Origin of the sequence: Cellulosimicrobium sp. CpK407, from assembly GCF_051844275.1 — a bacterium.
Taxonomy (GTDB): domain Bacteria; phylum Actinomycetota; class Actinomycetes; order Actinomycetales; family Cellulomonadaceae; genus Cellulosimicrobium; species Cellulosimicrobium cellulans_G.
On record NZ_JBGNYC010000039.1, the window covers coordinates 37,935 to 43,947 of the forward strand.

Annotated in this window: 5 protein-coding genes and 1 pseudogene; all 6 read left to right on the plus strand. The window is 70.0% G+C overall.

All coding sequences use genetic code 11. The features are described 5' to 3' along the window. Nucleotides 1-98 precede the first annotated feature (98 nt). Nucleotides 99-1,259 (plus strand): ROK family transcriptional regulator, encoded by a 1,161-nt coding sequence (locus ABWU78_RS15620; protein WP_082141568.1) that lies wholly within the window; start codon nt 99-101, stop codon nt 1,257-1,259. Between the two features lie 198 nt (nt 1,260-1,457). After that, nucleotides 1,458-2,771, plus strand: a complete 1,314-nt coding sequence (locus tag ABWU78_RS15625) for an extracellular solute-binding protein (protein ID WP_253051149.1) — start codon at nt 1,458-1,460, stop codon at nt 2,769-2,771. Nucleotides 2,772-2,921: 150 nt separating this feature from the next. After that, nucleotides 2,922-3,878: a carbohydrate ABC transporter permease gene (locus ABWU78_RS15630; RefSeq protein WP_353708032.1), complete on the plus strand. Its 957-nt coding sequence runs from the start codon at nt 2,922-2,924 to the stop codon at nt 3,876-3,878. Continuing rightward, the gene (locus ABWU78_RS15635) at nt 3,875-4,807 is read left to right on the plus strand and encodes a carbohydrate ABC transporter permease (RefSeq protein ID WP_374614528.1); all 933 of its coding nucleotides are present in this window, start codon (nt 3,875-3,877) and stop codon (nt 4,805-4,807) included. Before ABWU78_RS15630 ends, ABWU78_RS15635 begins: the two co-directional genes overlap by 4 nt. A gap of 1 nt (nt 4,808) precedes the next feature. After that, nucleotides 4,809-5,837 carry an ROK family protein gene (locus tag ABWU78_RS15640; RefSeq protein ID WP_353708033.1) on the plus strand — a complete coding sequence of 343 codons (1,029 nt, stop codon included), beginning with the start codon at nt 4,809-4,811 and terminating at the stop codon, nt 5,835-5,837. Then, nucleotides 5,837-6,013, plus strand: a pseudogene (locus tag ABWU78_RS15645) (glucosamine-6-phosphate deaminase); the annotation flags it as partial. The gene ABWU78_RS15640 and the pseudogene ABWU78_RS15645, both read left to right, overlap by 1 nt.

The window sequence follows — 6,013 nt, forward strand, 5'->3', positions numbered from 1 at the left end:
GGACCCAGGTCCCGCAGCGCGGGCCGATCGGCAACGTTTCGGTCACGAAGCCGCGAGAAAGTTGACAGCCACTTAGTAAAGGCAGTCTACTAACAAACATGACAACGGCAGTCACCGGGACCGGAGCACCGAGGAGGCGTCTGAGCACAGGGCTCAGGCCGACCTCGAAGGTGCTGCCCGAGCACGCTCGGGCCCACAACCGGTCCCTCGTGCTGCAGCACCTGTTCCACGAGGGACCCACCTCGCGCGCCGACCTGGCGCGCGCCACGTCCCTCACCCGGGTGACGATCTCGGACCTCGTGTCCGTGCTCATCGCGGAGGGCCTCGTCGAGGAGCTCGGCGTCCGCCCGGGCCAGCGCGTCGGCAAGCCCGCGATCCTCGTCGGGATGCGCACCAGCGCGTACCAGATCGTCTCCGTGGACCTCACCGACGACGAGGTGCTGCGCGGCGCCGTCCTCACGCTCACGGGCGACTTCGTCGTCCGGCAGAGCCTGGCGGTCGACGGCCGCACCGGCACCGAGCTGGTCGACCTCCTCACGCGCTTCTGCCGCGGCCTCATCGCGTCCGCCACCCAGCCGGTCATCGGCGTGGGGATCGGCTCGCCCGGCGTCGTCGACGCCGAGGGTCGCGTCATCGAGGCTCCCAACCGCCGCTGGTACGACGTCCCGCTCGCCGCGCAGCTCACCGAGCGGCTCGGCCTCGCGGTCCACGTGGCCAACGACGCGAACATCGCCGCGCTCGGCGAGTTCACGTTCGGCGGCGCGGCCGGCGACGGACTGCTCGTCCTCACCGTGGGCGAGGGCGTGGGCGCCGGGATCATGGTCGACGGCGCACGGGTGCGCGGGCACGCGGACGCGGCCGGCGAGCTGGGTCACGTGACCGTCGTCGACGACGGCGAGCCGTGCGCCTGCGGGCGCCGCGGCTGCCTGGAGACCGTCCTGTCCGTGCCGGCGCTGCGCCGCGCGGTGGACGGGCTCGACACCGAGGCTTCCGACGCCGTCCTGGCGTCGGTGGGCAGGACGCTGGGCATCGCTCTGGCACCTGTCGTCAGTGCGCTCAACCTCGCGGAGGTGCTCGTCAGCGGTCCTGCGGACCTGCTCGACGGGCCTCTGCGCGAGGCGGCGTTCGAGACCATCCGCTCCCGCACGATGCCGGTCATCGGCAGCGGGCTCCAGGTGCGGATGGCCACGCTCGACGAAGACGTCGTCCTTGCCGGGGCAGCCGTCCTCGTCCTGTCCGGACAGCTGGGGGTCTCATGAGCCGACGACGCTCGGACTGACCCCCACCGCCCGACCGGGGCCGGGCCCGCCCCAGCCCCTCAGACCTCCTGGGGAACCCCAGAGCAGCACCCCCAGGAACGCAGTACCCCTGCATGCGCTCGATTACGCAGGACTCCTGCCACACCTCCGGTGGCGTCACCGACGCCGCCACCAAGAATCACCGAGAGGAAGCACCCAGTGAAGAGGAACCGTCTCGTCGTCGCCTCCGTGGCGTCGACGATCACCCTGGCGCTCGCGCTGACCGCCTGCAGCACCGGCGGCGGCAGCGACGACAACGGCTCCGGCGAGACCGAGGCTGCGACCGGCGACATCCGCGTCTGGCTCAACGGCTCGGACACGCCCGACGCCGCCCGTGACTACCTGAAGACGACCTTCGAGAAGGAGAACCCGGGCAGCACCCTCACGATCGAGGAGCAGTCCTGGACCGGTCTCGTCGACAAGCTCACCACGTCGCTCTCCGGGTCGGACAGCCCGGACGTCGTCGAGGTCGGCAACACGCAGTCCCCGGCGTTCACGTCCGCGGGCTACTTCCGTGAGATCACCGCGGAGGAGTTCGAGTCCCTGGGCGGCGACGACCTGCTCCCCGGCTTCGTCGAGGCCGGCGACTGGGACGGCAAGCACTACGCCCTGCCGTACTACGCGGGCTCGCGTGCGGTGTTCTACACGCCGCAGGTGACCGGCGGCGCGGAGATCCCGGCGACGCTCGACGACTACGTCGCGAGCGCGAAGGCGCTGACCACGGACACCGTCTCGGGCGTGTACTGGCCCGGCCAGGACTGGTACAACGCTCTCCCGTTCATCTGGGAGAACGGTGGCTTCATCGCCGAGCAGAACGCCGACTCGGGCGAGTGGGAGGCGGGCTTCTCGACCGAGGGCGGCCTCGCCGGCCTGGCTCAGGTCCAGGACCTCATGACCACGGCGTCGCACGCCCCGAAGGACGGTCAGGAGACCGACCTCCAGGTGCCGTTCTGCGAGGGCACGGTCGCGTACGTGTCGGCTCCGACCTGGATCGCCGGAACGATCAAGTCCCCGCAGGCGCCGGAGGACCCGAACGCGACGCCTGGCTGCGTCGAGACCTACGGCTCCGACCTCGCGGCGTTCCCGCTCCCGGGCAAGACCGCCGGTGAGCCGGCGGCCGTCTTCGCCGGTGGCTCGAACATCGCCGTGGCCCAGAAGTCGAACAACCCCGAGCTCGCGTACAAGGCGTTCGAGATCATGATGAGCGACGAGTACCAGACGATCCTCGCCCAGGCGAACATGATCCCGGCGAAGAAGTCCCTCGCGAGCGAGGTGCCGCAGGAGGACCCGATCGCCCAGGCCGGTGTCGCGGCCGCGCAGAACGCGCGCCTCACCCCGCCGTCGCCCAAGTGGGCCGACGTCGAGGCGCAGAACGTGCTCCAGACCGCCTTCACGCGGATCGCCAACGGTGACGACGTGAACACCGTCGCCAAGGACCTGGACGCAAAGATCGAGGAGATCCTCAACAGCTGAGCCCGTCCGGTGGCGCCCGGCTCGTCCGGGCGCCACCGGAGGCTCGAGCCGTCAGGGGTGGGGTCTCCTCGTGGGAGCCCCCACCCCTTCCCATGACGGGCCGTCGGCACGTCCCCGCGCACCACCGCGCACCCCTGACGGAGTGAGGAAATGAGCTCAACCACCCTCGAACCCCGCACCGAGCGCCCCGGCGCGCCCGTGCGCCCCCCCAAGAAGCGGCGTCCACCGGTCCTGCCCTGGACGCTCCTCGTCCCCAGCCTCGTCGTGCTGGGGGTGCTGGTCGGGTACCCGATCGTCCGACTGATCGTCATGTCGTTCCAGGAGTACGAGCGGGCCCAGCTCATGGGCCAGCCCGCCGAGTGGGTCGGCTTCGACAACTACGTCCAGGTCCTCACGGACGTCGACGGCTTCTGGACCGTGCTGATGCGCAGCTTCTTCTTCATGGTCGTCTGCGTCGCGCTCACGATGCTCCTGGGCACGCTCATCGCTCTGCTCATGATGCGGCTCGGCAAGGGCTTCCGCCTGCTGGTCTCGGTCGGCCTGCTCCTCGCCTGGGCCATGCCCGCTCTCGCCGCGACGATCGTCTGGGGCTGGATCTTCGACACCCAGTACGGCGTGATCAACAACCTCCTGACGAAGATCACCGGCGACAACTGGATGGGCCACTCGTGGCTCCTCAACCCGCTCCAGTTCTTCCTCATCGCCACGATCGTCATCGTCTGGGGAGCGGTCCCGTTCGTCGCCTTCACGATGTACGCGGGCCTGACGCAGATCCCCGGCGAGGTGCTCGAGGCCGCGCAGCTCGACGGCGCGGGTCCGGTCCAGCGCTTCCGTCTCATCATGATCCCCTACGTGCGCAGCATCATCACGGTGCTCATCGTGCTGTCGATCATCTGGGACCTGCGGGTGTTCACACAGATCTACGCACTCCAGGGCGTGGGCGGTGACCGCGAGAAGACGAACACCATCGGCGTGTACATCTACCAGATGGGTATGGCGCAGGGGCACTACGGGCTGGCCAGCGCGATCTCGGTGATCTTCGTCTTCATCATGCTCGCCATCTCCTTCTACTACGTGCGTCAGACGATCCGGGAGGAAGAACTGTGAGCACCATCTCGACCACCCCCCGGGCCGCGGTACGTCACGCCTCGGTCGCGGGCAAGCCGACGCAGCGCAAGAACCGCGAGACGCAGCGCAAGAAGGCCGCCAACGTCGGCTTCGCGATCATCGCGATCATCGTCTTCGTGGCCTCGATCTTCCCGGTCTACTGGATGATCAACACCTCGTTCCTGCCGTCGAGCCTCATCCGCGGCACGGACCTCCACTTCTTCCCGACGCCGGACGTCTTCACCCTGAACAACTACGTGTCGGCGTGGACCGACACCTCGCGCGCCCCGCTGCCGCCGGCGATGGGGAACTCGATCATGGTGACGTTCTTCACCCTCGTCATCGCGATGGTGCTCGGCTTCCTCGCGTCGCTCGCGGTCACGCGGTTCCGGTTCAAGGGTCGTCGCGCCTTCATCATCGCGGTCCTCGTGGTCCAGATGATCCCGGGCGAGGCGATGATGATCTCGATCTTCCGGATCATCGACGGCTGGCAGATGCTCAACACGATCGTCGGTCTGGGCATCGTGTACGTGTCCGGCGTGCTGCCGTTCACGATCTGGACGCTGCGCGGGTTCGTCAACGGCGTGCCCGCCGAGCTCGAGGAGGCCGCCATGATCGACGGCTGCTCGCGCGGTAGGGCGTTCTGGAAGATCACGTTCCCGCTCCTCGCCCCGGGCCTCGTCGCGACGGGCGTGTTCGCCTTCATCCAGGCGTGGAACGAGTTCGTCATGGCGCTGATCATCATGAACCGCCCCGAGTCGATGACGCTGCCCGTGTGGCTGCGGACGTTCCAGCAGGCGACCCAGGCGACCAACTGGGGAGCCCTCATGGCAGGTTCGGTGATCATCGCCGTTCCCGTGGTGGTCTTCTTCCTCATCGTCCAGGGTCGGATGACCGGTGGTCTCGTCTCGGGTGCGGTGAAGGGCTGACGTGAGCGACCTGAGCACGGCTGCCTCGCTGAACGGCGAGGCAGCCGCAGCCCTGGCCGGACGCTCCGGCCCCGAGGACACGTCGCGGTGCGACGGCTCGGGGACCGGGAGCGCGGTCGGTCTCGACATCGGCGGGACCAAGGTGCTCGCCGCCTTCCTCGGGCCCGACGGCGTCGCGCGGGAGACCCTGCGCCTGCCGACGGTGCGCGGGCCGCAGGGCGTCGTGTCCAGCGCGGCCCGTGCCGTCCGCGAGGTGGTGCGCCGCGCGGGTGCCGAGCTCGAGGACGTCGACGGCGTCGGCGTCGGCGTGCCGGGACTGGTGGACCCCGAGGACGGCTCGGTCATGCACGCCGTCAACCTCGGCATCGAGGGTGGGCGCTTCGCGCTCGCCGAGGCGCTGTCGGCGGAGCTCGGTGGTGTCCCGGTCCAGGTCGACAACGACCTCAACGTCGCCGCGCTCGGTGCGTCGCACCTGCGCGGGGACGACGGGTCGGACCTCGCGTTCCTCGCGCTGGGGACCGGTCTCGCTGCCGGGATCGTGCTGGGTGGTGAGCTGCGGCGGGGCGTGAGCGGCGCGGCGGGCGAGATCGGGCACATCCCGATCGACCCGCACGGGCCCGAGTGCGCGTGCGGCCAGCGGGGGTGCGTCGAGGTCTACGCCTCCGGCTCCGCGGTGTCCGCGCGGTGGCCGTCGCGCCACGGTCGACCCGCGCCGGCGGAGCTCTTCGAGGCGGCCGCCGCGGGCGACCCGGAGGCGATCCGGATCAAGAACGAGTTCGCGTCCGCCGTCGCCTCGGCGGTGCGGATCCTCGAGCTGACGGTCGACGTCCGTCACGTCGTGCTCGGCGGCGGCGTGTCCGCCCTGGGGCAGCCGCTCCTCGACGCCGTGCGCGCTGCGCTCGACGCGCAGTCGAGCACGTCCCCGTTCCTGTCCTCGTTGCGTCTCGCCGAGCGGGTCTCGCTCGCTCCGGCGGACGTCCCCGTCGCCGCGGTGGGCGCTGCCCTCGTCGGCCGTCGAAAGGTGAAGTGATGGAGGTCGTGATCGCTCCGGCAGAGCGGTTGGCGGTGCTGGCTGCGGACGCGATCGAGAAGGTGGTGCGGTCGAAGCCGGAGTCGGTGCTGGGGCTGGCGACGGGTTCGTCGCCGCTGAAGGTGTACGACGAGCTGGCGCGGCGCCATCGTGAGGACGGGTTGTCGTTCGCGGGC

Excerpts from the sequence above, each read along its gene's own strand:
- ABWU78_RS15620 (WP_082141568.1), top strand. The coding sequence starts at position 99 with ATGACAACGGCAGTCACCGGGACCGGAGCACCGAGGAGGCGTCTGAGC.
- ABWU78_RS15630 (WP_353708032.1), top strand. The coding sequence starts at position 2,922 with ATGAGCTCAACCACCCTCGAACCCCGCACCGAGCGCCCCGGCGCGCCC.